Here is a 26,088-nt window from a genome sequence, read left to right on the forward strand (position 1 = left end):
CGAAAAAAAGCAGCCTTGGCCAGCGCCAGGAGATCCGGGCACGGCCCAAGGCTGCGATCGAGGCGGCTTATTGAATGATCAGGTTATTGAACAACAAATCCTCAACCATCGGCTTGCCGGTCTCGTCATTCATCACCTGCTGGGTCTGCTTCAACGCTTCCTGACGCAGCTTCTCCTTGGCCTCGAGGTTGTTCATCGTCTCGGTCGTCTGCTGGGCGAACAGCGCCACCAACTGGTTGCGAATCAACGGCTCGTTAGCCTTCACCGCTGCAGCGGCGGCGTCACCGGTTACGCGCAGGGCGACGTCGGCCTTGTAGACCTTCAGTTTGGCTGTACCGTCCAGCCCATAATTCCCCACGAAGGGAGGGCTCAGGGTGATGTAACTGACTTTCGGCGCCTCGCCTTCCTTGGCTTCCTTGCCCTCTTCGGCCATCACTGCCGCTGGCAGCGACAGGGCCAGCATCAACATGATCCACGCTTTCACATTCGACTCCTCATCCGGTTTGCGGCCCAGCATACCGACCCGCCGTCCAAGCACAAGCTTATGGCCAGCTATCAGGGCGGGACATGCTCGTTGACCCATTGACTCTCACACCTACACTTATCGGCCATCACTCCCAAAGGAATAGCCCTGATGAAAGCCGTGCTGTGCAAAGAATTCGGTCCCGCCGAATCGCTGGTGCTGGAAGACGTCGCCAGCCCCGTCGTGAAAAAGAACGAAGTGCTGCTGGATGTGCACGCCGCCGGGGTGAATTTTCCTGACACGCTGATCATCGAGGGCAAATACCAGTTCAAGCCGCCCTTCCCGTTTTCCCCGGGTGGCGAAGCGGCGGGCGTGGTCCGTGAAGTAGGCGAAAAGGTCAGCCACCTGAAAACAGGTGACCGGGTCATGGCACTGACCGGCTGGGGCAGCTTCGCCGAACAGGTGGCGGTTGTGGCCTACAACGTATTGCCGATTCCTTCGTCCATGGATTTCAACACGGCTGCCGCTTTCAGCATGACCTATGGCACGTCGATGCACGCCCTCAAGCAGCGGGCCAACCTCCAGCCCGGTGAAACCTTGTTGGTGCTTGGCGCTTCCGGCGGCGTCGGTCTGGCGGCAGTGGAAATCGGCAAAGCCATGGGCGCTCGCGTGATCGCCGCCGCCAGCAGCGCGGAAAAACTTGCCGTGGCCAAGGCCGCCGGCGCCGACGAGCTGATCAACTACACCGAAACCAGCCTCAAGGACGAAATCAAGCGCCTCACCGACGGCCAGGGCGCCGACGTGATCTACGACCCGGTGGGCGGCGACCTGTTCGACCAGGCCGTGCGCGCTATCGCCTGGAACGGCCGGCTGCTGGTGGTCGGTTTCGCCAGCGGCCGCATCCCCGAACTGCCAGTAAACCTGGCCTTGCTCAAGGGCGCCTCGGTGGTCGGCGTGTTCTGGGGATCCTTCGCCCAGCGCCAGCCCCAGGACAACGCGGCCAACTTCCAGCAACTGTTCGGCTGGTTCGCCGAAGGCAAGCTCAAGCCGCTGGTGTCCCAGGTTTATCCGCTGGACAACGCGGCGCAGGCGATCAACGACCTGGGGCAGCGCAAGGCTGTGGGCAAGGTAGTTGTGCAAGTTCGCTGAACCCGTACCGATTAAAAAAGGCCAGAGCCATTGATAGAGGGTTCTGGCCTTTTTCTTTCCAATGACCGCGCCGTAATTCCTGCCAACCACAAATTCAAACCGATTTGGCGGTAGATATTTACCGCCCATTTCTAAAGCAACTCCCGAATCTCCTTCGGCAACATCCTCATATACCGCGTCGCGGGAAACCTTCCGCAGCGCTGTACGATCGAGGGCAGCAGCCGGTTGAACCGGGCGATCAGCGCCAGGCGCTCGGCTTCCGGTAGCTGCCTGACGAAGAAGACATTGGACAGGTAGCTGCGCGTGTAATGGAACGGGAGCAGGTCCCGCACCTGCAATCGGTCGCTGGCATAGGCGTTGATGTCCGAGCATCGCCAGGTCTTGATCCATTTATTGGCATCGATCGGCGTGTCATCCAGGCGAAACTCGAACGGCGCCACGACGCGTACTTGGGCGGAATGTTCGTCATCCGCCGTCCAAGGCTGGAAACGCCATTCAACCAGCGCCCCTCGAACCGCTTCGGTAAACTCCGGATGGTCGCTGTGCAGGATCGTGATCTCATCCACACGACCATCGGTGTGTACGGTGAAACTGGCCTTGACCGCGCCCATGATCCCGGCCCGGTTCAGAGCTGTCGGATACTCCGGCTTGGGATTGTTCTCCGGCACCAGCACCCTTTCCCCCGCCCAACTCGCGCCAGCCAGACACAGCCACAACGTCACAGCGCACCACCCCATACCCGACCCCTTGTTTGAATGCCTGAACCGACAAACGTAAAGGGTAAGGGCGTTGTCTCGTGGATTGAATGGCGACGCTTCCCATTCGATTGAAGGACGTTTCCCTGTTTCTTGTCATGTAAAGCTGCCGGGAGATGCCACTGCGACGATTCCTACAGCGCCGTCAGTTTATGCGCACGCGACATGTTCACTTAAGAACATGGCCTATCGAAATTTCCGCTTTTTATGCGACAACGAGCGATGCTATTTTCGGTAACGAAACTGTAACATTCGCATCCGCCACCACAATAAAAACCTGGAGCTCTTGAATGTTTGCTTTCTTTCGACCTGCCGCACATCAGGCCGCCCTGCCTGAAGAAAAAATAGACAGCACTTACCGACGCCTGCGCTGGCAGATCTTCGCCGGGATTTTCATCGGCTATGCCGGTTATTACCTGCTGCGCAAGAACTTCTCCCTGGCGATGCCGTATCTCATCGACGAGGGCTACACCCGTGGCCAGCTTGGCTTGGCCATGTCGGCCATCGCCATCGCCTATGGCTTGTCGAAGTTCTTGATGGGCCTGGTGTCCGACCGCTCCAACCCGCGCTACTTCCTGCCGTTCGGCTTGCTGGTATCAGCCGGGGTGATGTTCATTTTCGGTTTCGCACCCTGGGCGACCTCCAGCGTGACGATCATGTTCATCCTGCTGTTCATCAACGGCTGGGCCCAAGGCATGGGCTGGCCGCCAAGCGGGCGGACCATGGTGCACTGGTGGTCGCAGAAGGAACGCGGTGGCGTGGTTTCGGTGTGGAACGTGGCGCACAACGTGGGCGGCGGCCTGATCGGCCCGCTGTTCCTGCTGGGCATGGCCTGGTTCAACGACTGGCACGCGGCTTTCTATGTACCCGCTACCGTAGCGCTCGCCGTTGCGGTGTTTGCCTTCGCAACCATGCGCGATACCCCACAATCGGTTGGCCTGCCACCGATCGAGAAATACAAGAACGACTACCCGGAAGGTTACGACGCCAGTCACGAGAACGAATTCAGCGCCAAGGAAATCTTCGTCAAGTACGTGCTGCGCAACAAGATGCTCTGGTACATCGCCATGGCCAACGTCTTCGTCTACCTGCTGCGCTACGGCGTGCTGGACTGGGCGCCGACCTACCTCAAGGAAGCCAAGGGCTTCACCGTGGACAAAAGCTCCTGGGCCTACTTCTTCTATGAGTGGGCCGGCATCCCGGGCACGCTGTTGTGTGGCTGGATGTCCGACAAGATCTTCCGCGGCAACCGTGGCTTGACCGGCATGGTGTTCATGGCCCTGGTGACCGTGGCAACCCTGGTGTACTGGCTGAACCCGGCCGGCAACCCGACCGTCGACATGATCGCCCTGGTTTCCATCGGCTTCCTGATCTACGGCCCGGTGATGCTGATCGGTTTGCAGGCATTGGAACTGGCGCCGAAAAAAGCCGCGGGTACCGCTGCGGGCTTCACCGGCCTGTTCGGGTATTTGGGTGGTTCAGTCGCGGCCAGTGCGGCCATGGGCTACACCGTGGACCACTTTGGTTGGAACGGCGGCTTTGTGCTGCTGATTGGCGCCTGCCTGCTGGCGATGGCGTTCCTCGCGCCAACCCTGTGGCACAAGCAGATCGCCAGTCAGAGCCGCGAAGCGGTCGCCTGATCCAGCGCTGATCGGCAGCGCTTGAGCCGCGCCTCCAGGTTCCGGTCTGGCATGGCGTGGCTGCGCAGGGCGTGGATGGTCTGCTCGACATAATCGCGAGTCGTGCCATAACGCCCGCAAGCGCTTTCAAACACCTGGCTCAGCACATGGTCCGGCAGGTTGCCGGCATAGCTGGGCAGGTGTCGCTCCAGCACGAAGCCCAAGGCTTGTACCCGATTGCCATCCTCGAGACGGCACGTCAGCCAGTGCGGACGATAGGACGGGACCGGCATCTCGCGCTGCCACAGCGCGAACAGCGAATCCTCGAGGTTCTCCTCCGGCAACCGGTAGGCGAATCCGCTGCAGGACCCGCCGCGATCCAACCCAAACACCAACCCTGGCAATTCCGGGGTGCCCCGGTGTTCGTGGGACCATAGATACAAGCCGCGATGATAACCATGGACCCGGCCACGCATCCGCTCCACCGCCGTGCATTCCGGACGCCAGATCAACGAACCGTAGGCGAACAGCCAGACCGGGCCGCCCTGGTGAAGGCTCATGGTCGATCGCATCGAGGCGAGCAATTGTTCACGGGTCAATTGGGCACCCAGCTCGAGCCGGGGCGGGTACAGGGCGCAGGTTATGGCGGATTCGATAGCGGTCATGGCCGGTAGCGGATGGCTCCTCGCGGGAAAATAGAGCGTCATGGCGTTGACGTTTGTGAGGATCGAGGCAAGTTAAATGCCATTACGTCCGCATATACGTTATCGGTATCTGGCCCGCCAGCTAAATACCGAAACGCAATATGGGAAGTTATATCGATGGGTAACGTGGCATCCGCTTTGGTGGCGAGGGGATTTATCCCCGCTGGGCTGAGCAGCAGCCCCAAACAAGGCACTGAGTGGGCCAGGAAGATTGAGTTCACTGCATTAGGGCTGCTGCGCAGCCCAACGGGGATAAATCCCCTCGCCACAAAAAGCTCAACTGAGCCTGGGCTGATAAGTACAGCTCAAGCCCGCGGCGCATACGCGAACACATCGGCGCGCATCTGATGGGCGTCCATGCCGGCTTCCACCAGCGCATCGAGCGTGGCGTAGATCATGGCCGGCGAGCCGCTGGCGTAGACGTAGACACCGGAGAGATCGCTGATGTCCTCGCACACTGCCTCGTGGAGCATGCCGCAGCGCCCCTCCCAACCACAAAGATCGCTGACGACTTTGTGCAGATACAGGTTTGGCAGCTTCTTCCACTCGTCCCAGTGTTCGATTTCATAGAAATCTTCCGGCCGCCGCACACCCCAATACAGATGCACCGGGTGCTTGAAGCCTTGGGCGCGGCAGTGCTCGATCAGGCTGTGCATCTGCGCCATTCCGGTGCCGGCGGCAATCAAAACCAGCGGGCCATCCGGGAGTTCGGACAAATGGGTGTCGCCGAATGGCATCTCGATACGCACATTGGGGTTGCGCTGCAGTTGCTCCAAAAGCGTTTGCGCACTGTTTTCGCGCACCAGCACATGCAATTGCAGGTCGCGCCCCGAGTGCGGCGCCGAGGCCAGGGAGAACGCCGACTTCTCACCGTTCTCCCGCTCGATCATCAAGTATTGCCCGGCGTGATAGCGCGGAGGCTTACCCGCCGGCGCACGCAAGCGCACCCGCCAGACATCGCCACCAACATCGGCGCACTCGATCACCTGGCATGCGAGAGTGCGCACCGGCAGCTCACCCGGCGACAGCACGCCATCCCACAGCAGCACGCAGTCCTCCAGAGGTTCGGCGATGCAGGTAAAGACCTCACCGTGGTCACGCACTTCACCGGCCTGCTCCACGCGACCTTCCACCAACAACGCGCCACAAACGTGACAGTTGCCGTTGCGGCAGCTCTGTGGGCATTCGTAGCCCAGGCGCCGCGCGCCATCGAGTATCCGCTCGGCCGACTCTATCTCCAGCACCGCACCGGAAGGCTGCAAGGTTACACGCATCAATCTATTCCTAACTGATTCCAGATGGCATCGATCCGTTGGGTAACGGCTTCATCCTTGACGATAACCCGGCCCCATTCGCGGGTGGTTTCACCGGGCCATTTATGCGTGGCATCGAGGCCCATCTTCGACCCCAGGCCAGACACCGGCGAGGCGAAGTCGAGGTAGTCGATCGGCGTGTTCTCGATCATCACCGTGTCGCGCTTGGGGTCCATGCGCGTGGTGATGGCCCAGATCACGTCATTCCAGTCCCGTGCGTTGATATCGTCGTCAGTGACAATAACGAACTTGGTGTACATGAATTGTCGTAAAAACGACCAGACGCCCAACATGACCCGCTTGGCGTGCCCCGGATACGACTTCTTCATGGTCACCACGGCCATGCGGTACGAGCAACCTTCGGGCGGCAGGTAGAAATCGGTGATTTCCGGGAATTGCTTTTGCAGGATCGGCACGAACACTTCGTTCAGCGCGACACCGAGAATCGCCGGCTCGTCAGGCGGACGACCGGTGTAGGTGCTGTGGTAGATCGGCTTGATGCGATGGGTGATGCGCTCGACGGTGAACACCGGGAAGCTGTCCACCTCGTTGTAGTAACCGGTGTGGTCGCCGTACGGCCCTTCATCGGCCATTTCGCCGGGGTGGATCACGCCTTCAAGGATGATCTCGGCAGTGGCCGGCACTTGCAGGTCATTGCCGCGGCATTTCACCAATTCGGTACGGTTGCCGCGCAGCAGGCCGGCAAACGCATATTCGGAAAGGCTATCGGGCACCGGCGTGACCGCGCCGAGGATCGTGGCGGGGTCCGCGCCCAGGGCGACGGACACCGGGAATGGCTGGCCAGGGTGTTTTTCACACCACTCACGGTAATCCAGCGCGCCGCCCCGATGGCTCAGCCAGCGCATGATGACCTTGTTACGGCCGATCACCTGCTGGCGATAGATGCCCAGGTTCTGGCGGTCTTTGTTCGGGCCTTTGGTGACGGTCAGGCCCCAGGTAATCAGCGGCCCTACGTCGCCTGGCCAGCAGGTCTGCACGGGCAGCATGGCCAGGTCGACATCGTCGCCCTCGATCACCACTTCCTGGCAGATCGCGTCCTTGACGACCTTCGGCGCCATGGAAATGATCTTGCGGAAAATCGGCAGTTTGGACCAGGCGTCCTTCAGGCCCTTCGGCGGCTCGGGTTCCTTGAGGAACGCCAGCAGCTTGCCGATTTCGCGCAGCTCGCTGACGGCTTCCGCGCCCATGCCCAAGGCCACGCGCTCCGGCGTGCCAAACAGGTTGCCCAGCACCGGAATGTCATAACCCGTCGGGTTTTCAAACAGCAACGCCGGGCCTTTGGCCCGAAGCGTGCGGTCGCAGATTTCCGTCATCTCCAGCACTGGAGAGATAGGAACCTGAATGCGTTTCAACTCGCCGCGCTGTTCAAGCTGCTGCACGAAATCCCGAAGATCCTTGAATTTCATTGAGATGCCACCCCGAAAATAGGCGTACATCCTACCTGCTCTAACGCCCAAACAGCAGCCCGTGCGTGCGCGGCGGCGATCAATTGCCGGTTGACCCCAGCAACACCGGGGCAAACAGCGGGCTCAGCCGGGCACTACCGAGATAAGACAGATGGTCCTCGTCCTTGTACTGCGAGTAACCGTTGACCTCAATGCTGCAGACCTGCCCCGCACACATCAACGGGGTCGGGTCAATGACATGCACACCGGGATCGGCGCTACTCATTGAGTCAAACAAGGCACTGAGGAAATGTTGACGGGCCAAGTGCTCCTCAAGTGGGCGACCCAACCCTTCAGCTGAACGCCCAGCCCGCGCCAGGCTCGTCAATCTGCTGATAGCGCCCTTGCGCTGCAGCGGCACTTCCTTGAACAACCAAACCTGTACGCCCGCCGCCCTCAACATCGCGACCCGAGCCTTGAGCGCCGCAGCCATACGCGCCTCGGCTTCGGCCGTATTGTCGGAGGCGTTGAGCAATACCTTCTTGTCGCCGTCCTCACGGCCGTATACGTACAGGCTCCAATTGGAAGCCAGCACCACATCCTTGATCTGCAGGTGACGAACCTGTTCCATGGTCTTTTCGTTGAAGTCCCTGCAGCGCTGGCGCAGGTCATCGCTGACGATTGGCGGACAGGCGCTCATGCTGTAAAGCCAAACCGGGCGCCCCTCACGCGTGGCATTGTCTTCAATCGCCGGCAACAGCGCAGCGGCGTGGCTATCGCCCCAAAACAGTTGGGTCGCCGGCGCCTCTTTGCGTTCGCCAACCAGGCAGGCCTTGTCCAGGTTCTTGTCAGAAGTCACGAGCATGCATTCCATCTGCCCAGCCTTCCAATCCCGCGCTTGCGCATACGCCAACGCCTTGCCGGTAAGGCGCTGGGGAAAGCCATCCGCTGAACGCACCACCGAACCTGTCACCGCCAGGGCGACCATGGCCAACAAACCGCCCACCAACACCGGCTTGCGCCCGGGCAACACGCGTTTTTCACGAAACGGAAGCTCTACGAAGCGCCAGCTCAACCAGGCAAGACCCAACGCCAACAGGATCCAGCCCACGGCTTCCAAATGCCCGATACCGTCGATGGAAACGGCATTGGCGTAGACGTAGACCGGCCAATGCCACAAGTAAAGGGAATAGGAAATCAAGCCAATCCAGACGAGCACCCTGGTACCGAGCAGTCGGGCGACCCAGCTCGAACCCTGCCCCCCAGACCAGATCAGCGCAGTGGCACCGAGGACCGGCAGTAAAGCAGCCCAACCTGGAAACGTCGTGGCCCTGTCAAAAGTGAACACCGCCGCCAGCACCGCTGCCAACCCGGCCACGCCCGCCAAGTGACAGACCCACGGCTTCGTGATGTGTCTCGGCTTTGGCAATACCGCAAGCATCGCACCGCACAACAGCTCCCAAGCGCGTGTCGGCAACGAGAAGAAAGCGACATCAGGTTTGCGGTCGATATAAGCGACGTTGAGCCCGAAGGAAATCAGCAATACGGCAAACAGCATCCAGCGCCAATGACGAACATGGCGCATCAACAACACCATCAGCAACGGGAAGAAAATGTAGTACTGCTCTTCGACGGCCAAGGACCAGGTATGAAGCAGCGGTTTCAGATCCGACGCTGGCTCGAAGTAACCGTCCTCACGCATGAACAAGATGTTCGAAATGAACAGCGACTGGTAACGAACCGTTCGGCCAAGCTCCGAAAAATCCTTGGCAGTCAGCAACAACCAGCCCAAGGCTAACGTCACCAACAGCACCAGGCTCAAGGCTGGGAGGATGCGGCGCGCACGTCGAGCCCAGAAGTCGACGAAACTGAAGCGCTGCGCACTGATCTCGCGAAACAGGATACCGGTGATCAAGAATCCGGAGATGACAAAGAAAACATCGACCCCGACAAAGCCGCCACTGAACGTGCTGAAGCCGAAGTGAAACAGTACCACCGGAATAACGGCCAGGGCCCTCAAGCCATCGATGTCACGGCGATTGCCAAACGTGTGCATAACGCTCCTTGTCGTTTGAAGTACAGACGTCAACAGCAAGGACACTGCTGGTCTTGGAAAGTTGTCCATTTTGATACATTCAGCCGAAAAAAAGGGCGCCCTGTGTGGGGCGCCCTTTTATGCGTAGCTTCGTGTTACTTGCGCTTCATCGACAGGAAGAACTCATCGTTGGTCTTGGTCGTTTTCAGCTTGTCGACCAGGAACTCGATGGCAGCGACTTCATCCATTGGATGCAGCAGCTTGCGCAGGATCCACATGCGCTGCAACTCGTCATCGGCGGTCAGCAATTCTTCGCGACGGGTGCCGGAACGGTTGATGTTGATGGCCGGGAATACACGCTTCTCGGCGATGCGACGGTCCAGGGGCAGTTCCATGTTGCCGGTACCCTTGAACTCTTCGTAGATCACTTCGTCCATCTTCGAGCCGGTCTCGACCAGCGCGGTGGCAATGATAGTCAGCGAACCGCCCTCCTCGATGTTCCGTGCGGCGCCGAAGAAACGCTTCGGTTTCTCCAGGGCATGGGCATCGACACCACCGGTCAGCACCTTGCCGGAGCTCGGGATCACGGTGTTGTAGGCACGGGCCAGGCGGGTGATGGAGTCCAGCAGGATCACCACGTCTTTCTTGTGCTCGACCAGGCGCTTGGCCTTCTCGATCACCATTTCGGCAACCTGCACGTGACGGGTCGGCGGCTCGTCGAACGTCGAGGCGACCACTTCGCCGCGCACGGTGCGCTGCATCTCGGTCACTTCTTCCGGGCGTTCGTCGATCAGCAGTACGATCAGGTGAACTTCAGGATTGTTACGGGCGATGTTGGCCGCGATGTTCTGCAGCATGATCGTCTTGCCCGCTTTCGGCGGTGCCACGATCAAGCCACGCTGGCCTTTGCCGATGGGTGCGCACAGGTCGATGACACGACCGGTGAGGTCTTCGGTGGAACCGTTGCCGGCTTCCATCTTCATGCGCACGGTCGGGAACAGCGGGGTCAGGTTCTCGAAGAGAATCTTGTTCTTCGCGTTTTCCGGACGGTCGAAGTTGATCGTGTCGACCTTGAGCAGCGCGAAGTAACGCTCGCCTTCCTTCGGAGGGCGGATCTTGCCAACGATGGTGTCACCGGTGCGCAAGTTGAAGCGACGGATCTGGCTCGGCGAGACGTAGATATCGTCTGGGCCGGCGAGATAGGAAGCGTCTGCGGAGCGAAGGAAGCCGAAGCCGTCCTGGAGAATCTCCAGCACGCCATCACCGGAGATTTCCTCGCCGCTTTTCGCGTGCTTCTTGAGCAGGGAGAAAATCACGTCCTGCTTGCGCGAACGGGCCATATTTTCTATGCCCATCTGTTCGGCCAATTCGAGCAGTTCGGTAATCGGCTTTTGCTTGAGTTCAGTCAGATTCATATAGGAATGACGTAATCATTTATGGAGGGGGGAAATTAAGCTTTTGGCTTAATGAGGCCGCGCCGCGGAGAAGGCGACAGGATCGCGTACTTGTTCGAAAGGAGAGCGTCGGCGACGGCTTGCAGGGGGCAATGGAGAAACCAGTGCGGGGCCGAATGTAACACCTCGATTTGCGAGCGTCTAGCCCCGAATAACGAAAAAGCCCCGCGATTTGCGGGGCTTTTGGCAGGACATTCGACGCTTAGATGTTGGCGTCGAGGAATGCCGCCAGTTGCGACTTCGACAGCGCGCCGACCTTGGTGGCCTCGACGTTGCCGTTCTTGAACAGCATCAGGGTCGGGATACCGCGCACGCCGTGCTTGGCCGGGGTTTCCTGGTTTTCGTCGATGTTCAGCTTGGCAACGGTCAGCTTGCCCTTGTAGGTCTCGGCAATTTCGTCCAGGACCGGAGCGATCATTTTGCAAGGACCGCACCACTCAGCCCAATAGTCGACCAGCACTGCGCCTTCGGCCTTGAGTACGTCAGCTTCGAAGCTAGCGTCGCTAACGTGTTTGATCAGATCGCTGCTCATGGAAATCTCCGGGGTAATCAGCAAAAAAACGTGGCCCATCATAGCTGCCCTTCCCAGGTTCAGGAAGCCGCAGTTGATTGAGTCTCGCTATGACGAACGATGGCTTTGGGTATCGCCGAGGTCATGGGGCAGCGGGCGCGACAAAGGAAATACCGGTACGCAGCGCAGCGTTACGTACATGTTCCTGCATGGCTTTTTGCGCCGAGGCCGAGGCTCGGCGGGCCAATGCACGAAGGATCTTGCGGTGTTCCTGCCAAGTCTCCATCGCCCGCTCCGCCCTGATGAACGGTAGCTTCTGGCTTTCCAGGAAGATGTCGGCGCTGGCGGTGAGGATGCTCAGCATGGCCTGGTTGCCGCTGGCCAGCAGGATGCGTCGATGAAACTCGAAATCCAGCTGGGCGGCCGCGTCGAAGTCCCCGGCCTTCAGTTCCCGGCGCATGGCCTCGACGTTGTCGTCCAACGCATCGAGTTCATCGGCGCTCAACGTCACGGCAGCCAATCCTGCCGCGAAACCCTCGAGGGCATAGCGTAATTGAAAGATATCCACAGGCGAGGCCTGGGCCGCGAAGGGCCAACCCGGTGTCGAGTCGCTGCGCGGTTCTTGCGCGGCCGATTGCACGAATACTCCCCGGCCCGGCTGCACGCTGATCATCCCCAGGGCACTCAACGATGAAAGCGCCTCGCGCAGGGACGCCCGGCTCACACCCAGTTGAACCGCCAGATCACGCTGCGAGGGCAGCGCGTCCCCCGGGCCGAAGCCCTCGTCGGCGATCAGTTTACGGATGGCTTGCAATGCCACTTCAGGAACGGCACGAGCGATGGAATTCATGATTTTTTCAGACAAACCGGGCCAGTGAGCGACTAGTTGTAATGCTATTCGCCGTGCCCGGCAAGTCGTGCCCCAGCAGGGTTCGGTGGCAAATGCCAACGCCCGATAAAGGTGCGAAACGCGGCCCAACTGTTCAGACCAGTAAGACCGCATCCCACCAGCAAAACCGTGGCTTTGACCCGATAAAACCCGCCTTGGCATGGCCTGTGCTCTGTCCGATCGCAGAAACCACACCATCGACTGCGGAGATTCACCATGATCCAGCGTTGCAGCGTCCTGCTCACTGCCCTGTTTGCCAGCCTGATGCTTTGCCAGGTGCCCGCCCACGCCGATGGCCTGGAGGATGTGGTCAAGCGCGGCACGCTCAAGGTTGCTGTGCCACAGGATTTCCCGCCGTTCGGTTCGGTCGGTCCGGACATGAAGCCGCGCGGCCTGGACATCGACACGGCGAAGCTGCTGGCTGACCAGCTCAAGGTCAAGCTGGAACTGACACCGGTCAACAGCACCAACCGCATCCCTTTCCTGACCACCGGCAAGGTTGACCTGGTGATTTCCAGCCTGGGCAAGAACCCCGAGCGCGAAAAGGTCATCGATTTTTCCAGCGCCTACGCGCCGTTCTACCTGGCGGTGTTCGGTCCGCCTGATGCCGCCATCAACACCCTGGACGACCTCAAGGGCAAGACCATCAGCGTCACCCGTGGCGCCATCGAAGACATCGAGCTAACCAAGGTCGCCCCCGAAGGCGTCACCATCAAGCGTTTCGAAGACAACAATTCGACGATTGCCGCTTACCTGGCCGGCCAGGTGGACCTGATCGCCAGCGGCAACGTGGTGATGGTCGCCATCAGCGAACGCAACCCCAAGCGCGTCCCCGCGTTGAAAGTGAAACTCAAGGACTCGCCGGTCTACGTCGGCGTGAACAAGAACGAGCCGGCATTGCTCGACAAGGTCAACCAGATCCTCGCCACCGCCAAGACCGATGGCAGCCTGGAAAAGAATTCGCAGACCTGGCTCAAGCAGCCGCTGCCGGCCGATCTCTGACCGTCGCTTGAGAGGCTGAGCATGGCTTATCAGTTCGATTTCCTGCCGGTGGTGCAAAACACCGAGCTGCTGTTGCGCGGTGCGCTGTTCACCCTCGAGCTGACGGCCATTGGCGCGTTGCTCGGGGTCGGCGTTGGCATCGTAGGGGCCGTGGTCCGGGCCTGGAATATCCGTCCGTTCGCGGCGATCTTTGGCGTGTACGTGGAGTTGATCCGCAACACGCCGTTCCTGGTGCAGTTGTTTTTCATCTTCTTCGGCCTGCCGTCCCTGGGCTTGCAGATTTCCGAGTGGCAGGCGGCGGTGCTGGCGATGGTGATCAACCTGGGTGCGTATTCCACCGAGATCATCCGCGCCGGCATCCAGGCGATCCCGCGAGGGCAACTGGAAGCAGCAGCGGCGTTGGCAATGAGCCGCTTCGAAGCGTTCCGCCACGTGGTGCTGTTGCCAGCGCTGGGCAAGGTCTGGCCGGCCCTGAGCAGCCAGATCATCATCGTGATGCTCGGCTCGGCGGTCTGTTCGCAGATCGCCACCGAAGAGCTGAGCTTTGCGGCCAACTTCATCCAGTCGCGCAACTTCCGCGCCTTTGAAACCTACGCACTGACGACGCTGATCTATCTGTGCATGGCGCTGTTGATCCGCCAGTTCCTGAATTGGATCGGGCGTCGCTATATCGCAAGGAGCAGCCAATGAGCGATTTTACCTTCTGGGACGTGGTGCGCAACCTGCTCACCGGCTTGCAATGGACCCTGGCGCTGTCGCTGGTGGCGTTTATCGGTGGCGGCGTGATCGGCCTGCTGGTGATGGTCCTGCGCATTTCAAAAAGCGCCCTGCCCCGCAACATCGCCCGCACCTATATCGAGCTGTTCCAAGGCACCCCACTGTTGATGCAGCTGTTCCTGGTGTTCTTCGGCGTAGCGCTGGCCGGGGTGGAGATTTCTCCCTGGATGGCCGCGGCGATTGCCCTGACGCTGTTTACCAGCGCCTATCTGGCGGAGATCTGGCGCGGTTGCGTCGATTCGATTGCCCATGGCCAGTGGGAAGCCTCCGCGAGCTTGGCCCTTAACCCATTGGAGCAATTGCGCTACGTGATCCTGCCCCAGGCCCTGCGCATTGCCGTGGCGCCGACGGTGGGGTTTTCCGTGCAAGTGGTCAAGGGCACGGCCGTGACGTCGATCATCGGCTTTACCGAACTGACCAAGACCGGCGGCATGCTCGCCAACGCTACCTTCGAACCCTTCATGGTGTATGGCCTGGTCGCCCTCGGCTACTTCCTGCTCTGCTACCCCCTGTCCCTCAGTGCGCGCTACCTGGAAAGGAGACTGCATGCCTCTGCTTAGAATCACCGCCCTGCATAAATACTATGGCGATCACCACGTGCTCAAAGGTATCGACCTGAGCGTCGAGGAAGGCCAGGTGGTGGCGATCATCGGCCGCAGCGGCTCGGGCAAATCCACCCTGCTGCGCACCCTCAACGGCCTGGAATCGATCAACGATGGCGTGATCGAAGTCGACGGCGAATACCTCGATGCCGCCCGCGCCGACCTGCGTAGCCTGCGCCAGAAAGTCGGAATGGTATTCCAGCAGTTCAACCTGTTCCCGCACCTGACAGTCGGCGAGAACGTGATGCTGGCGCCGCAAGTTGTGCAAAAAGTGCCCAAGGCCAAGGCGGCCGAACTGGCGCGGCAGATGCTGGAACGAGTCGGGCTCGGCGAGAAATTCGATGCTTTCCCTGACCGCTTGTCCGGTGGCCAGCAGCAACGGGTAGCAATTGCCCGCGCCCTGGCGATGTCGCCGAAAGTGTTGCTGTGCGATGAAATCACCTCGGCGCTGGACCCGGAACTGGTTAACGAAGTGCTCAGCGTGGTGCGTCAACTGGCCAAGGAAGGCATGACGCTGATCATGGTCACCCATGAAATGCGCTTCGCCAGGGAGGTGGGTGACAAGCTGGTGTTCATGCACCAGGGCAAGGTGCACGAGGTGGGCGATCCCAAGGTGTTGTTCGCCGACCCGCAGACGGCGGAACTGGCGAATTTTATCGGGACGGTCGAGCCCGCCTGACGGTCGATGAAAGCTCTTGTGGCGAGGGAGCTTGCTCCCGCTCGATTGCGCAGCAATCGCAGAATCTGCCTGCCGATGTATTCCTGGTGTACCGGGTTGATTGGTTTTTGGGGCTGCTGCGCAGCCCAGCGGGAGCAAGCTCCCTCGCCACAAAGGCGCGTTGCAGCCTGCTCTGGCTCAAGGGTTTGGTTCAGGCGCGTTGGCGTAAGCGGTCGATCGTGGCAGGATGGCAAGGTTATCGACCGAGACTTTTTGACCATGCCGCCATCCCAAGCCAAGAATCTGTCCCTGATCGCTGCCATTGACCTGGGCTCCAACAGCTTCCACATGGTCGTCGCCAAGGCCCAGAACGGGGAAATCCGCATTCTTGAGCGGCTCGGCGAGAAGGTCCAACTGGCCGCCGGCATCGACGAAGAGCGCAAACTCAGCGAAGAATCGATGCAACGCGGGCTCGATTGCCTGAAGCGCTTTGCCCAACTGATCAACGGCATGCCCCTGGGGGCGGTGCGGATCGTCGGCACCAACGCCCTGCGCGAGGCGCGCAACCGTGGCGAGTTCATTCACCGCGCCGAAGACATCCTCGGCCATCCGGTGGAAGTCATCTCCGGCCGTGAAGAAGCGCGCCTGATCTACCTCGGTGTTTCCCACACCCTGGCCGACACCCCCGGCAAGCGCCTGGTGGCGGACATCGGAGGCGGCAGTACCGAGTTCATCATCGGCCAGCGCTTCGAACCGCTGCTGCGCGAAAGCCTGCAAATGGGCTGTGTCAGCTACACCCAGCGTTATTTCCGCGACGGCAAGATCACCCCGGCCCGCTACGCCCAGGCGTACACGGCGGCGCGCCTGGAAATCATGAGCATCGAACATGCCCTGCATCGCCTGACCTGGGATGAGGCCATCGGCTCCTCGGGAACCATCCGCGCCATCGGCCTGGCACTCAAGGCTGGCGGCCACGGCAGCGGTGAAGTCAACGCCGAAGGCCTGGCCTGGCTCAAGCGCAAGGTGTTCAAGCTCGGCGAATCGGACAAGATCGACTTCGACGGCATCAAGCCTGATCGCCGGGCGATTTTCCCGGCGGGCCTGGCGATCCTCGAGGCGATTTTCGACGCCCTCGAACTGCAACGCATGGATCACTGCGAAGGCGCCCTGCGCGAAGGCGTGCTGTATGACCTGCTGGGTCGTCATCATCACGAAGACGTCCGCGAGCGCACCCTGGGCTCGCTCATGGAGCGTTATCACGTCGACCAGGAACAAGCCGTACGGGTCGAGCGCAAGGCGCTGCATGCCTTCGACCAGGTGGCCGACGATTGGGACCTGAACGACGGTGTCTGGCGTGAACTGCTGGGCTGGGCGGCCAAGGTCCATGAAGTGGGCCTGGACATTGCCCACTATCATTATCACAAGCACGGCGCCTACCTGATCGAGCACTCGGACCTGGCGGGCTTCTCCCGCGAAGACCAGCAAATGCTCGCGCTACTGGTACGCGGCCATCGACGCAATATTCCCAAGGATAAATTCGCCGAGTTCGGCGACGACGGCATCAAGCTGATTCGCCTGTGCGTGCTACTGCGCTTTGCGATCCTGTTCCACCACATCCGTGGCACCCAGGAAATGCCGCAAGTGGCCCTGCGTGCCGACGGCGATCAGTTGGATGTGATGTTTCCTGACGGTTGGTTGGAAGAGAACCAACTGACCCAGGCCGACTTCGCCCAGGAAGCCGAATGGCTGACTCGGGTGGGGATTTTGCTGAACATTCACTGAGTCCAGCGACAACACAGATCTCTTGTGGCGAGGGGATTTATCCCCGTTGGGCTGCGCAGCAGCCCCAAAGCCTGGCACCGCGGTGCATCAGCTTCATTGGGTTCAATCTTCCAAGGGCTGCTGCGCAGCCCAGCGGGGATAAATCCCCTCGCCACAGCAAGCTGCCTCGCCACAAAAGCGAAGCCTGCCCCCCAACCGTCGAGCTTTTATCGCACCGCCAACACCGGGTTGCTCAAGCGCTCCAGCAAGGTCGCCTGGGCGCTGCGCGGGTTCTGATTGCCGGTCGGGGTGTTGCGGATATAGCGGCCATCCGACTGCAAACTCCAGCTGTGGGTGTTGTCGGTGAGGTAGCTCTCCAGCTCCTTCTTGACTCGCAAAATCAGCTTCTTGCCTTCCACCGGGAAGCAGGTCTCGACGCGCTTGTCGAGGTTGCGCTCCATCCAGTCGGCGCTGGACAGGAACATCTGCTCCTCGCCACCGTTGAGGAAGTAGAACACCCGCGTGTGCTCCAGGAAGCGCCCGATGATCGAGCGGACGTGGATGTTGTGGGAGACCCCGGGGATGCCCGGTCGCAGGCAGCACATGCCGCGCACCACCAGGTCGATACGCACGCCCGACTGGCTGGCCTTGTACAACGCACGGATAATCTTCGGATCGGTCAGTGAGTTGAACTTGGCGATGATGTGCGCAGGCTTGCCGTCCAGGGCGAATTGCGTCTCCCGGGTGATCATGTCGAGCATGCCCTTTTTCAGGGTGAACGGCGCATGCAACAGCTTCTTCATGCGCAACGTCTTGCCCATGCCGATCAACTGGCTGAACAACTTGCCGACGTCTTCACACAGGGCGTCGTCGGAAGTGAGCAGGCTGTAGTCGGTGTAGAGACGGGCGTTGGCGGCGTGATAGTTGCCGGTACCCAAGTGGGCGTAGCGCACGATCTCGCCGGCCTCGCGCCGCAGGATCAGCATCATCTTGGCGTGGGTCTTGAATCCGACCACGCCGTAGATCACCACTGCGCCGGCCGCTTGCAGGCGGCTGGCCAATTGCAGGTTGGATTCCTCATCGAAGCGTGCGCGCAGCTCGATCACCGCCGTGACTTCCTTGCCGTTTCGCGCCGCGTCCACCAGTGCATCGACGATTTCCGAGTTGGCGCCGCTGCGGTACAGGGTCTGGCGCACCGCCAACACATGGGGGTCCTTGGCAGCCTGGCGCAGCAAGTCGACCACAGGCGTGAACGACTCGAAGGGGTGCAGCAGCAAGATGTCCTGCTTGCTGACCACGCTGAAAATGTTCTCGCTGTTCTGCAGCAGTTTCGGGATCTGCGGGGTGAACGGCGTGTATTGCAGCTCCGGATGGCTGTCCAGGCCGGTAATGCTGAACAGACGTGTCAAGTTCACCGGGCCATTGACCTGGTACAACTCGGTCTCATGCAGGTTGAATTGCTTGAGCAGGTAGTCGGACAGGTGTTTCGGGCACGTATCGGCCACTTCCAGGCGTACCGCATCGCCATAGCGACGGGAGAACAACTCGCCGCGCAGGGCGCGCGCCAGGTCTTCGACGTCCTCGGTGTCCACCGACAGGTCGGCGTTTCGGGTCAGGCGGAACTGGTAGCAGCCCTTCACTTTCATGCCCTGGAACAGGTCATCGGCGTGGGCGTGGATCATCGACGACAGGAACACATAGTTGTCGCCCGGGCCGCCGACGTCTTCGGGCACACGGATGATCCGCGGCAACAGGCGTGGCGCTGGAATGATCGCCAGGCCGGAATCGCGGCCAAAGGCGTCGATGCCTTCCAGCTCGACGATGAAGTTCAGGCTCTTGTTCACCAGCAGCGGGAACGGGTGCGTCGGGTCGAGGCCGATCGGGGTGATGATCGGCGCGATCTCGTCGCGGAAATAGCGGCGCACCCAGGTCTTGAGCTTGGTGGTCCAATAGCGGCGACGGATGAAGCGCACCTGGTGCTTTTCCAGCTCAGGCAACAGGATGTCGTTGAGAATCGCGTATTGGCGATCCACATGGCCGTGGACCAGCTCGCTGATGCGCGCCAGGGCCTGGTGCGGTTGCAGGCCGTCGGCTCCGGCCTGCTCGCGGGCGAAGGTGATCTGTTTCTTCAGGCCGGCGACGCGAATTTCGAAGAACTCGTCCAGGTTGCTGGAGAAAATCAGCAGGAATTTCAGCCGCTCCAGCAGCGGATAGGACTCGTCCAGCGCCTGCTCCAGCACGCGGATGTTGAATTGCAGTTGCGACAGCTCGCGGTGGATGTACAGGCTGCTGTCATCCAGGTTGGGGATCGCAATCGCTGGCGCTGGAGGCACCTCAGGCACGACCGGTGGAGCCGGCTCCAGCTCTGGCGGCGTTTCGGCGACCTGCTCGACCACGGGCTGAGCGTCTTTTACGGCAACTTCTGTGAGTCCTTCGGTATTCATCGCAAGTTCCTGGGAGGCTATTTCTGCTCTCGAAGCAATTGGGCGGCGCGCACGGCAAAGTAAGTCAGAATGCCATCAGCGCCCGCGCGTTTGAAAGCGGTCAGGGATTCGAGAATCACCCCTTCGTTCAACCAGCCGTTCTGTATCGCGGCCATGTGCATCGCGTATTCGCCGCTGACCTGATAAACAAAGGTCGGCACTTTGAACTCATCCTTGACCCGATAAAGAATGTCGAGATAAGGCATCCCCGGCTTGACCATGACCATGTCTGCCCCTTCTGACAAGTCGGCGGCCACTTCGTGCAGGGCTTCATGGCTGTTGGTCGGGTCCATCTGATAGGAGGCCTTGTTGGCCTTGCCCAGGTTCAGGGCCGAGCCGACGGCATCGCGGAAAGGACCGTAGTAGGCGCTGGCGTACTTGGCCGAGTAGGCCATGATGCGCACATTCACATACCCGGCCACTTCCAGGGCTTCGCGGATTGCCTGGATGCGGCCGTCCATCATGTCGGACGGCGCCACCACCTGCGCGCCGGCCTCGGCGTGGGACAGCGCTTGCCTGACCAGCGCATCGACGGTGACGTCGTTCTGCACGTAGCCATCTTCATCGAGAATGCCGTCCTGGCCGTGGGTGGTAAAGGGGTCCAGAGCAACGTCAGTGATCACGCCCAGCTCGGGGAAACGCTCGCGCAGGGCACGGGTCGCGCGTTGGGCGATGCCCTCCGGGTTCCAGGCTTCGGCGGCGTCCAGGGACTTGAGTTCAGCTGGCGTGACCGGAAACAGCGCCAACGCCGGAATTCCCAGCTCGACCCACTCGGCCGCCGCTTCGAGCAGCAGGTCGATGGTCAAGCGTTCCACGCCGGGCATCGAAGCCACCGCTTCACGACGATTCTCCCCGTCCAGCACGAACACTGGCAGGATCAGGTCGTTGGTCGTCAGGACGTTTTCACGCACCAGCCGACGAGAGAATTCATCGCGACGGTTGCGACGCAGACGGGTAGCGGGAAACAGACGATTGGCAGGGGTAAAGCTCACGGCAGACTCCTGAGCCCGCAGACGGGCGAGCGTGACAGTTATAAGCGGCCATTATGACGAACGTATGACAGTTGTGCGTAGGCGTGACCTGTAGTCGCAGTCATTGTCTTCTGTAGGAAATGTTAACGTCGAGACACATTTCGATACTTTCCTGAATGTGCCTGAAGGGTTAGGCTGCGCGTTCATTTCGCCAGCACCCAGACAATGCTCCAACAATTTCTGCATGACTTCGGCTACTTTGCCCTCTTTATCGGGACGTTCTTCGAAGGCGAAACCATCCTCGTGCTCGCAGGTTTCCTGGCGTTCCGTGGCTACATGGACATCAACCTGGTGGTGGTCGTGGCGTTTTGCGGCAGCTACGCGGGCGATCAGCTGTGGTATTTCCTCGGGCGCAAGCACGGACGCAAGCTATTGGCGCGCAAGCCGCGCTGGCAGTTGATGGGCGATCGGGCGCTGGAGCACATCCGCAAGCATCCGGACATCTGGGTGCTGAGCTTTCGCTTCGTCTACGGCCTGCGCACGGTGATGCCGGTGGCCATCGGCCTGTCGGGCTATCCGCCTGGCCGCTACTTGCTGCTCAACGGTATCGGCGCGGCGATCTGGGCCACGGCGCTGGCCGCCGCCGCGTACCACTTCGGCGCGGTGCTCGAAGGCATGCTGGGCAGCATCAAGAAATACGAATTGTGGGTGCTCGGTGCCCTGCTGTTGCTGGGCTTGGGCTTGTGGCTGCGTCGGCGCATCAAGAATGCGCGACTGGCCAGGAAGGTCCTTGAAGCCGAGCGCCAGGAACAGAGCCGGTCCGGCACACCTACGACGCCAAACGAGTAAACCGGCTGCGGCAGCAATACAGCCCGATACCGCTGAGCAGGCAATAGCAGGACACCCCCACCCAGGCCAGCGGACTGCCCGGCCAAAGCCCGGTCATCGGTGCCAGCCACACCAGTGGCAGGCTCGAAGCCAGCCGCAGCAGTTCCAGCTTCAGCGCCCAAGGGCGATTCTCCAGGGCCACGCCCAACACGAACAGACCGAACGCCACCGCGCCCCCACCCAGTATCAGGGCGGCGGCCGGCAGGCGGTGTTCAAGGTTCATCAAATAGCTGCCCAAGGCAATGTAGACGCAGAACTGCAGCGCCACATATCCCTGCTGGCGGCTTTCCAGCGGCACCTCGAACTTGCGGAACTGGCCCAGGTCCGGCTTGTTCAGCGGATACTTGGCCGCGACATCCGCCGGCCGCCAACCGGTGGGCATGAACCAGATCCGCAGCTTGTCCCGCCAGCGCCCGGCCCGCCGCGCATCAGCCCACAATTGCGCATAAAACTGCAGGTTGGCCCACAACGGATTCCAGCTCGCCAGCGGCGTGGTCACGCCAAAGATCACCGGTTCCCGATCATCCTCTTCCTGGAAGCTGCCAAACAGACGGTCCCAAATAATGAACACCCCGCCGTAGTTGCGATCCATGTAGAGAGGGTTCTGTGCATGGTGGGCACGATGATTCGACGGCGTGACGAAGAACCACTCCAGCCAGCCGAGCTTGGGAATGTGCTGGGTGTGGACCCAGAACTGGTACAGCAGATTCAGCGCCGCGACGCTGATGAACATCACCAGCGGCACGCCCAGGACCGCCAGCGGCAGATAGAAAATCCAGCTCAGCAGGAAACCGGTGCTGGTCTGTCGCAGCGCGGTGGAGAGGTTGTAGTCCTCGCTCTGGTGATGCACCGAATGAGCCGCCCAGAGAATATTGCGCTCGTGCCCCATGCGGTGCAGCCAGTAATAACAGAAGTCGTAGAACACGAAGGCGAACACCCAGGTCCAGGCTTTATCGGCAGGCAGCTCGATAATTGCCAAGTGTTCCAACGCAAAAGCGTACGTCACCAGTCCAACGCCTTTGGTCAGCAGCCCCGTCGTGGTCGACAGCACCCCGGTACTCAAGCTGTTGATCGCATCCGCCAGGCGATAGTGGCTCACGCCACGCCAGTGATCGGCGAGCAATTCGACGGCAATCAGCACGAAGAAAAACGGCACGGCATACAGGATGAAGTTCATGACGCGACCTGGGCAGGCAAGGCGGGAGAAGTCGGCAGATTAGGTGTAGCCGCCAGATCCCCCTATGGCAACGAGTGACAAATTAGTAGACATTTAACGCCATGAATCTGGAGAAAAGCCCATGAGCAAAAAAGTTGCAGTGATCCTTTCCGGCTGTGGCGTGTATGACGGCGCAGAGATCCACGAAAGCGTGATCACGCTGTTGCGTCTCGACCAGCGCGGCGCGCAGGTCCAATGCTTTGCGCCAAACATTGCCCAATTGCATGTCATCAACCATCTGACCGGCGAAGAAATGCCCGAAAGCCGCAACGTGCTGGTGGAATCCGCGCGCATCGCCCGAGGCGATGTGAAAGACCTGCGCGAGGCCAAGGCCGAGGACTTTGACGCGCTGATCGTGCCCGGCGGTTTCGGATCGGCAAAAAACCTGTCCAATTTCGCTGTCGAGGGTGCCGGCTGTACCGTCCAGCCGGAAGTCCTGGCGTTGACCGAAGCCTTTGCCGAGGCTGGGAAACCGGTAGGACTGATGTGCATCTCCCCCGCCCTGGCGGCGAAGATCTATGGCCCGGGAGTGAACTGCACCATCGGCACAGATGCCGACACGGCCGCTGCCGTGACCAAGATGGGCGGAAATCACGAGGAATGCCTGGTCACCGATATCGTCGAGGACACCGCGCGCAAACTGGTCAGCACACCCGCCTACATGCTGGCCAGGAACATCAGTGAAGCGGCGTCGGGCATCAACAAGCTGGTGGACCGGGTGTTGGAGTTGACGCACGAGAACGATGCCTGACTTGCCTACCCCTTTCCTGTGGGACCTGTGGGAGCGAGCTTGCTCGCGATAGCGGTGTGTCAAGCGATGCATATGCAGCAGGACGGACGCAATCGCGAGCAAGCTCGCTCCCACAGGGGATCCACGAGAATCAGGACAAGCGAGCCAACCGCGTCAGGATCCGATCCAGCGCATTGGCAAACCCTTGCTTGTCCCGCTCGCTGTACGCCGCCGGCCCGCCGCCCATATGACCCTGCTCACGCAAGTCGGTGAACAAATTGCGCACCGCCAGTCGATCGCCCATGTTCTGCGCGTCGAACTCCTTGCCCCTGGGGTCCAGGGCAGCGACGCCTTTCTTCACCAGGCGATCGGCCAGTGGCACATCGCTGCAAATGACCAACTCGCCGGGCACGGCATGCTCCACCAGGTAATCATCCGCCGCATCAGGACCGCTCGGCACCACGATCAGCTTCACCAGGGCCAGGCCCGGTTTGATCTGCGGTTGCCCGGCCACCAGCACCACCTCGAACTGGCGCTTCAAGGCGAACTTGACCACCAGCTCCTTCGCCGCCTTGGGGCAGGCGTCTGCATCGATCCATACGCGCATCGAGTGGTTTCCTCTATCTAAAAAGCATCGCGAGCAAGCTCGCTCTCACAGTGACAGCCTACATCCTGTGGGAGCGAGCTTGCTCGCGATTATGAGCGCAGCGAATGCGGCCGTTCAGGAAACCTGGACCCGACGTTTCTCCACCATCCAACTGCGCCCGTACAACACAACGATCGCGGTAATCGCCACAGCCTGGGCCGCCAGCGAATAAGCATCGGCATGAATGCCCAGCCAATCGAAGTCGAAGAACGCCACCGGCCGTGTGCCAAAGATGCCGGCTTCCTGCAATGCCTTCACGCCATGACCGGCGAATACCACCGACAGCGCACACAGCAACGCAGCGTTGATACTGAAGAACAGCGCCAGCGGCAGTTTCGCCGAGCCGCGCAAGATCACCCAGGCCAACCCCACCAGCAACACCAGGGCCGACGCGCCGCCGGCCAGCACCGCGTTGTGCCCGGCGGGACCGGCCTGCAGCCATAGGGTCTCGTAGAACAGGATCACTTCGAACAGTTCGCGGTAGACCGAGAAAAACGCCAGGATCGCAAAACCGAAACGGCCACCACCGCCCACCAGGCTGCTCTTGATGTAATCCTGCCAGGCCGCTGCGTGACGTCGGTCGTGCATCCATACACCCAGCCACAGCACCATCACGCTGGCGAACAGCGCTGTCGCGCCCTCGAGCAATTCCCGCTGCGCGCCGCTGACATCAATCACATACGCGGCCACTCCCCACGTCGCCAGACCGGCCAGCAAAGCCAATCCCCAGCCGATGTTGACGCTGCGCACCGCCGATTGCTGGCCGGTGTTGCGCAAGAACGCCAGGATCGCCGCCAGGACCAGGATCGCTTCCAGACCTTCGCGCAGCAGAATCAGCAAGCCGGAGATATAGCTCAACGACCAGCTCAAGCCATCGCCACCCAACAGGCCGGCGGATTCCTTCAATTTCGCCTTGGCCGCGTCCAGGCGTTGCTCGGCCTGCGCCACCGGTAGGCCGTCCTGCAGGGACTGACGGAACGCCATCAGGGCCTTTTCGGTGTCCTTGCGCACATTGGGGTCGACGTTATCGAGCGAGCTTTCCACCAGCTCGAAACCTTCCAGGTAGGCCGCTACCGAGAGGTCATAGGCTTGGTCATGATCGCCCGCACGGTACGCCGCGATGCTTTTATCCAATGTGGTGGCGGTGTAGTCGAGCAACTGCCCCGGCCCACGCTGCACTTGTGGCGGTTGGGCGCGTTGGGCACGGAACGTCGCCGCCGCGCCAGGACCTTGGGCAGCCAGGACTTCAGCCGGGGTCTGGCGAGCGAGATCGGCGAGGTTGTACGTCAGCTCGCCTTTAGCCGCGGCCGGATCAGCGCTGAAACTGGCAATGTAAGTGGCCAGGTCCCAGCGTTGCCGATCATCGAGTTGATCGGCGAACGCTGGCATGTCGGTGCCTTCAACGCCCATGCCCAAGGTGTTGTAGATCGCATAAAGACTGAGCCGATCAAGACGCTGGCCGTCACGCAGGTTCGACGGCGGCGGCTCCAGGCCGACGCCGGCCGGACCGTCACCGGCGCCGCTGTCCCCATGACAGACCGAGCAATTCTGCGCATACAGCGGCGCGCCGCGTGTCGGGTCCGGCGTAATGATCGGCGCCTGGCTGACTTCGTACGCTACCGCGAGCCTTGCGCCCAATTGCCGCGCCATGCGAGCCACGTCGCCGCCCTCCTGGCGCTCGGTAATCGCCTTGCGCAAGGTATCGATACCTTGGGCCAACTCAGCTTTTTCCGGCTTGGCTGGCAATTCGGCGATCAAGCCTTCCAAGACCCCGGTGAACTCCAATTGCTCGCGGTATTCGGAATCGTCTATGACCTTCCCCGCCTCGACAGTCGCCGGGTAATCCGCCCCGATGTAATCCAGCAGATGCAGCGCCTTGGGAGCGCCTTCGACGGTATCGGCCAGCAAGTCGGCGCTGCACAGCGCCAACAACGGCAGCGCTAGCCAGGCCAGGAAACGAAACGGGGCAGTCATGAATGACTCTCGATTGGAAATAAGAAGTAACACATTGTTCACTTCCAATGCGCTTGGCTCAAGTGCCTATGCGTTCAAGCAA

General features: G+C 60.8%; 23 protein-coding genes. 9 read left to right on the plus strand and 14 right to left on the minus strand.

Annotation, left to right across the window (positions count from 1 at the left end):
- Positions 1–67 precede the first annotated feature (67 nt).
- A complete protein-coding gene (locus tag KSS97_RS27980; protein ID WP_030138132.1) occupies positions 68–484 on the minus strand; it encodes a flagellar basal body-associated protein FliL in 417 nt (138 codons plus the stop codon).
- 150 nt (positions 485–634) lie between these two features.
- On the opposite strand from KSS97_RS27980, the gene KSS97_RS27985 reads away from it, so the two are divergent.
- Positions 635–1,612, plus strand: a complete 978-nt coding sequence (locus KSS97_RS27985) for an NADPH:quinone oxidoreductase family protein (protein ID WP_217860599.1) — start codon at positions 635–637, stop codon at positions 1,610–1,612.
- 131 nt (positions 1,613–1,743) lie between these two features.
- On the opposite strand, the gene KSS97_RS27990 is transcribed toward KSS97_RS27985, so the two are convergent.
- Positions 1,744–2,349 carry an energy transducer TonB gene (locus KSS97_RS27990; protein WP_217860600.1) on the minus strand — a complete coding sequence of 202 codons (606 nt, stop codon included), beginning with the start codon at positions 2,347–2,349 and terminating at the stop codon, positions 1,744–1,746.
- A 308-nt stretch (positions 2,350–2,657) separates the two neighbouring features.
- On the opposite strand from KSS97_RS27990, the gene glpT reads away from it, so the two are divergent.
- Positions 2,658–4,007: a glycerol-3-phosphate transporter gene (gene glpT, locus KSS97_RS27995; protein ID WP_030138135.1), complete on the plus strand. Its 1,350-nt coding sequence runs from the start codon at positions 2,658–2,660 to the stop codon at positions 4,005–4,007.
- Here glpT and KSS97_RS28000 read toward each other — a convergent pair.
- The 7 genes from KSS97_RS28000 to KSS97_RS28030 all read right to left on the minus strand — a co-directional run bounded on the left by KSS97_RS28000 (position 3,983) and on the right by KSS97_RS28030 (position 12,259).
- Entirely contained in the window at positions 3,983–4,651 is a 669-nt protein-coding gene (locus tag KSS97_RS28000; RefSeq protein WP_217862117.1) for a gamma-glutamylcyclotransferase, read from the minus strand. The genes glpT and KSS97_RS28000 overlap by 25 nt on opposite strands.
- Positions 4,652–4,995: 344 nt before the next feature.
- Positions 4,996–5,964 carry a CDP-6-deoxy-delta-3,4-glucoseen reductase gene (locus KSS97_RS28005; protein WP_217860601.1) on the minus strand — a complete coding sequence of 323 codons (969 nt, stop codon included), beginning with the start codon at positions 5,962–5,964 and terminating at the stop codon, positions 4,996–4,998.
- A complete protein-coding gene (ubiD, locus tag KSS97_RS28010) occupies positions 5,964–7,430 on the minus strand; it encodes a 4-hydroxy-3-polyprenylbenzoate decarboxylase (protein WP_030138138.1) in 1,467 nt (488 codons plus the stop codon). The genes KSS97_RS28005 and ubiD overlap by 1 nt, the downstream gene beginning before the upstream one ends.
- 79 nt (positions 7,431–7,509) lie before the next feature.
- A complete protein-coding gene (locus tag KSS97_RS28015; protein ID WP_217860602.1) occupies positions 7,510–9,465 on the minus strand; it encodes an acyltransferase family protein in 1,956 nt (651 codons plus the stop codon).
- Positions 9,466–9,599: 134 nt separating this feature from the next.
- Entirely contained in the window at positions 9,600–10,859 is a 1,260-nt protein-coding gene (gene rho / locus KSS97_RS28020) for a transcription termination factor Rho (protein ID WP_003206716.1), read from the minus strand.
- A 241-nt stretch (positions 10,860–11,100) separates the two neighbouring features.
- On the minus strand, positions 11,101–11,430 hold the full coding sequence (trxA, locus tag KSS97_RS28025; protein ID WP_003206727.1) for a thioredoxin TrxA: 330 nt from the start codon (positions 11,428–11,430) through the stop codon (positions 11,101–11,103).
- A 121-nt stretch (positions 11,431–11,551) separates the two neighbouring features.
- Positions 11,552–12,259, minus strand: coding sequence for a FadR/GntR family transcriptional regulator (locus KSS97_RS28030; protein ID WP_030138140.1), 708 nt, complete (start codon positions 12,257–12,259; stop codon positions 11,552–11,554).
- A gap of 255 nt (positions 12,260–12,514) precedes the next feature.
- Here KSS97_RS28030 and KSS97_RS28035 point away from each other — a divergent pair, with 255 nt between their 5' ends.
- The 5 genes from KSS97_RS28035 (at position 12,515) to ppx (ending at position 17,119) form a co-directional block, all read left to right on the plus strand.
- The gene (locus KSS97_RS28035; protein WP_198797518.1) at positions 12,515–13,300 is read left to right on the plus strand and encodes a transporter substrate-binding domain-containing protein; all 786 of its coding nucleotides are present in this window, start codon (positions 12,515–12,517) and stop codon (positions 13,298–13,300) included.
- Between the two features lie 21 nt (positions 13,301–13,321).
- Positions 13,322–13,990 (plus strand): amino acid ABC transporter permease, encoded by a 669-nt coding sequence (locus tag KSS97_RS28040; protein WP_030138142.1) that lies wholly within the window; start codon positions 13,322–13,324, stop codon positions 13,988–13,990.
- Entirely contained in the window at positions 13,987–14,637 is a 651-nt protein-coding gene (locus KSS97_RS28045) for an amino acid ABC transporter permease (RefSeq protein WP_198797519.1), read from the plus strand. Before KSS97_RS28040 ends, KSS97_RS28045 begins: the two co-directional genes overlap by 4 nt.
- Positions 14,624–15,358, plus strand: a complete 735-nt coding sequence (locus KSS97_RS28050; protein ID WP_030138144.1) for an amino acid ABC transporter ATP-binding protein — start codon at positions 14,624–14,626, stop codon at positions 15,356–15,358. The genes KSS97_RS28045 and KSS97_RS28050 overlap by 14 nt, the downstream gene beginning before the upstream one ends.
- Positions 15,359–15,616: 258 nt before the next feature.
- Positions 15,617–17,119 (plus strand): exopolyphosphatase, encoded by a 1,503-nt coding sequence (gene ppx, locus KSS97_RS28055; RefSeq protein WP_217860603.1) that lies wholly within the window; start codon positions 15,617–15,619, stop codon positions 17,117–17,119.
- Between the two features lie 206 nt (positions 17,120–17,325).
- On the opposite strand, the gene ppk1 is transcribed toward ppx, so the two are convergent.
- Both ppk1 and hemB read right to left on the minus strand, forming a co-directional pair.
- On the minus strand, positions 17,326–19,542 hold the full coding sequence (gene ppk1, locus KSS97_RS28060) for a polyphosphate kinase 1 (RefSeq protein ID WP_030138146.1): 2,217 nt from the start codon (positions 19,540–19,542) through the stop codon (positions 17,326–17,328).
- A 17-nt stretch (positions 19,543–19,559) separates the two neighbouring features.
- Positions 19,560–20,573 (minus strand): porphobilinogen synthase, encoded by a 1,014-nt coding sequence (gene hemB / locus KSS97_RS28065; RefSeq protein WP_217860604.1) that lies wholly within the window; start codon positions 20,571–20,573, stop codon positions 19,560–19,562.
- A 204-nt stretch (positions 20,574–20,777) separates the two neighbouring features.
- Here hemB and KSS97_RS28070 point away from each other — a divergent pair, with 204 nt between their 5' ends.
- Positions 20,778–21,401 carry a DedA family protein gene (locus KSS97_RS28070; protein WP_030138148.1) on the plus strand — a complete coding sequence of 208 codons (624 nt, stop codon included), beginning with the start codon at positions 20,778–20,780 and terminating at the stop codon, positions 21,399–21,401.
- On the opposite strand, the gene KSS97_RS28075 is transcribed toward KSS97_RS28070, so the two are convergent.
- Positions 21,382–22,617 (minus strand): sterol desaturase family protein, encoded by a 1,236-nt coding sequence (locus KSS97_RS28075; RefSeq protein WP_030138149.1) that lies wholly within the window; start codon positions 22,615–22,617, stop codon positions 21,382–21,384. The two genes, KSS97_RS28070 and KSS97_RS28075, sit on opposite strands and share 20 nt — an antisense overlap.
- A 121-nt stretch (positions 22,618–22,738) precedes the next feature.
- Between KSS97_RS28075 and elbB the strand changes: the two genes are divergently transcribed.
- A complete protein-coding gene (gene elbB / locus KSS97_RS28080) occupies positions 22,739–23,407 on the plus strand; it encodes an isoprenoid biosynthesis glyoxalase ElbB (RefSeq protein ID WP_198797521.1) in 669 nt (222 codons plus the stop codon).
- Between the two features lie 130 nt (positions 23,408–23,537).
- On the opposite strand, the gene KSS97_RS28085 is transcribed toward elbB, so the two are convergent.
- Both KSS97_RS28085 and KSS97_RS28090 read right to left on the minus strand, forming a co-directional pair.
- Positions 23,538–23,993 (minus strand): YaiI/YqxD family protein, encoded by a 456-nt coding sequence (locus KSS97_RS28085; protein WP_030138151.1) that lies wholly within the window; start codon positions 23,991–23,993, stop codon positions 23,538–23,540.
- A gap of 114 nt (positions 23,994–24,107) precedes the next feature.
- Positions 24,108–26,006, minus strand: coding sequence for an FTR1 family protein (locus tag KSS97_RS28090; RefSeq protein WP_217860605.1), 1,899 nt, complete (start codon positions 26,004–26,006; stop codon positions 24,108–24,110).
- Positions 26,007–26,088 lie beyond the last annotated feature (82 nt).

This window comes from Pseudomonas alvandae (genome assembly GCF_019141525.1).
Classification (GTDB): domain Bacteria; phylum Pseudomonadota; class Gammaproteobacteria; order Pseudomonadales; family Pseudomonadaceae; genus Aquipseudomonas; species Aquipseudomonas alvandae.

Coding starts and splice junctions, on each gene's coding strand:
- KSS97_RS27985 (WP_217860599.1), top strand. CDS start 635: ATGAAAGCCGTGCTGTGCAAAGAATTCGGTCCCGCCGAATCGCTGGTG.
- KSS97_RS27990 (WP_217860600.1), bottom strand. CDS start 2,349: ATGGGGTGGTGCGCTGTGACGTTGTGGCTGTGTCTGGCTGGCGCGAGT.
- glpT (WP_030138135.1), top strand. CDS start 2,658: ATGTTTGCTTTCTTTCGACCTGCCGCACATCAGGCCGCCCTGCCTGAA.
- KSS97_RS28000 (WP_217862117.1), bottom strand. CDS start 4,651: ATGACCGCTATCGAATCCGCCATAACCTGCGCCCTGTACCCGCCCCGG.
- KSS97_RS28005 (WP_217860601.1), bottom strand. CDS start 5,964: ATGCGTGTAACCTTGCAGCCTTCCGGTGCGGTGCTGGAGATAGAGTCG.
- ubiD (WP_030138138.1), bottom strand. CDS start 7,430: ATGAAATTCAAGGATCTTCGGGATTTCGTGCAGCAGCTTGAACAGCGC.
- KSS97_RS28015 (WP_217860602.1), bottom strand. CDS start 9,465: ATGCACACGTTTGGCAATCGCCGTGACATCGATGGCTTGAGGGCCCTG.
- rho (WP_003206716.1), bottom strand. CDS start 10,859: ATGAATCTGACTGAACTCAAGCAAAAGCCGATTACCGAACTGCTCGAA.
- trxA (WP_003206727.1), bottom strand. CDS start 11,430: ATGAGCAGCGATCTGATCAAACACGTTAGCGACGCTAGCTTCGAAGCT.
- KSS97_RS28030 (WP_030138140.1), bottom strand. CDS start 12,259: ATGAATTCCATCGCTCGTGCCGTTCCTGAAGTGGCATTGCAAGCCATC.
- KSS97_RS28035 (WP_198797518.1), top strand. CDS start 12,515: ATGATCCAGCGTTGCAGCGTCCTGCTCACTGCCCTGTTTGCCAGCCTG.
- KSS97_RS28040 (WP_030138142.1), top strand. CDS start 13,322: ATGGCTTATCAGTTCGATTTCCTGCCGGTGGTGCAAAACACCGAGCTG.
- KSS97_RS28045 (WP_198797519.1), top strand. CDS start 13,987: ATGAGCGATTTTACCTTCTGGGACGTGGTGCGCAACCTGCTCACCGGC.
- KSS97_RS28050 (WP_030138144.1), top strand. CDS start 14,624: ATGCCTCTGCTTAGAATCACCGCCCTGCATAAATACTATGGCGATCAC.
- ppx (WP_217860603.1), top strand. CDS start 15,617: ATGCCGCCATCCCAAGCCAAGAATCTGTCCCTGATCGCTGCCATTGAC.
- ppk1 (WP_030138146.1), bottom strand. CDS start 19,542: ATGAATACCGAAGGACTCACAGAAGTTGCCGTAAAAGACGCTCAGCCC.
- KSS97_RS28070 (WP_030138148.1), top strand. CDS start 20,778: ATGCTCCAACAATTTCTGCATGACTTCGGCTACTTTGCCCTCTTTATC.
- KSS97_RS28075 (WP_030138149.1), bottom strand. CDS start 22,617: ATGAACTTCATCCTGTATGCCGTGCCGTTTTTCTTCGTGCTGATTGCC.
- elbB (WP_198797521.1), top strand. CDS start 22,739: ATGAGCAAAAAAGTTGCAGTGATCCTTTCCGGCTGTGGCGTGTATGAC.
- KSS97_RS28085 (WP_030138151.1), bottom strand. CDS start 23,993: ATGCGCGTATGGATCGATGCAGACGCCTGCCCCAAGGCGGCGAAGGAG.
- KSS97_RS28090 (WP_217860605.1), bottom strand. CDS start 26,006: ATGACTGCCCCGTTTCGTTTCCTGGCCTGGCTAGCGCTGCCGTTGTTG.